This is a genomic window from Brevundimonas sp. TWP2-3-4b1, from assembly GCF_049897665.1.
Taxonomy (GTDB): domain Bacteria; phylum Pseudomonadota; class Alphaproteobacteria; order Caulobacterales; family Caulobacteraceae; genus Brevundimonas; species Brevundimonas subvibrioides_B.
In genome coordinates this window covers 1-1,170 of the sequence record NZ_JAFCWQ010000066.1, presented here as the reverse complement: position 1 = coordinate 1,170, position 1,170 = coordinate 1, and the positions used below count along the sequence as shown (strand labels likewise).

The window sequence follows — 1,170 nt, the reverse complement described above, 5'->3', positions numbered from 1 at the left end:
CCGCTGGTGCTGCTTCGGCTGAGCCGGACGGCTGGTACGGCGCGATTGACGCCGGTTACCACAAGATCGACGACATCAACCTGGAAGCGTCCGGCAACGGCGTGAACTGGAATGCCGAAGTGAACGACGGCTGGGCCGCGTTCGCGCGTCTGGGCTACCGGTTCAACCCGAACTGGCGCGTCGAGCTCGAAGGCGGTTACCGCTCGGGCGACATCGGTCGCATCCGTCACTCGACGGGTTCGGTTCCGTCGGGCGTGTGTAACTTCACGCCGGCCACGGGCCCCTGCTTCTCGCCGGAAGGCGACATCGAATCCACTACGCTCATGGCCAATGTCATCTATGACATCGGCGGCGAGTACTGGGGCGTTCGTCCGTTCGTGGGCCTCGGCGTCGGCGTGAACCGCGTCAACACCGAGTTCGTGGGCACGATCCGCGGCCAGCGCACGGTCTCGATCGCGGCTGACGACAGCTCGACCAAGTTTGCGGCGCAAGCCCTGGCGGGCCTGAGCTATGCGATCGGCGACCGCGCCAACATCGACCTGACGTACCGCTATCTGACGGGCGACATGGAGTTCAAGACGTTCACGAACTCCACGGCGGCCGTGAACAACTACGGCACGTTCGACGGCGACTACGACGAGAGCCACACGGTGACCCTGGGTCTGCGCTACGCCTTCGGAGCCGCCGACGCTCCGCCGCCGCCGCCCCCGCCGCCGCCCCCGCCGCCGCCCCCGCCTCCCCCGCCCCCGCCTCCTCCCCCGCCGCCGCCGCCTCCGCCGGCTCCGGTCGCGCGTGAGTTCGTGGTCTACTTCGACTGGGATCGCTCGGACCTGACGGCCGAAGCCCGTTCGGTGGTCACGCAGGCCGCCAACTACGCCAAGTCGGGTCGTCCGACGCGCGTGCTGGTCGTCGGCTACGCCGACACCTCCGGCTCGGCCGCCTACAACGTGGGCCTGTCGAACCGTCGCTCGCGCACCGTGGCTGACGCCCTGGTCGCTCAAGGCGTCGCCGGCGGCGTCATCGCTCTCGACGGCAAGGGTGAAACCAACCTGGCCCGTCCGACCGCCGACGGCGTTCGCGAGCCTCTGAACCGTCGCGCCACCATCGGCATCAACTTCTAGGACGCCTGGACAAGAATCCCGATCTCGCAAGGATCGGGATCCTGACAGG

The 1,170-nt window shown here is 68.4% G+C and carries 1 protein-coding gene; it reads left to right on the top strand.

Going from position 1 to position 1,170, the window contains the following annotated elements; genetic code table 11:
- A partial coding sequence (locus ACP7A5_RS17940) for an OmpA family protein (protein ID WP_426043161.1) occupies positions 1 to 1,121 on the top strand: 1,121 nt, incomplete at its 5' end.
- Positions 1,122 to 1,170: the final 49 nt, after the last annotated feature.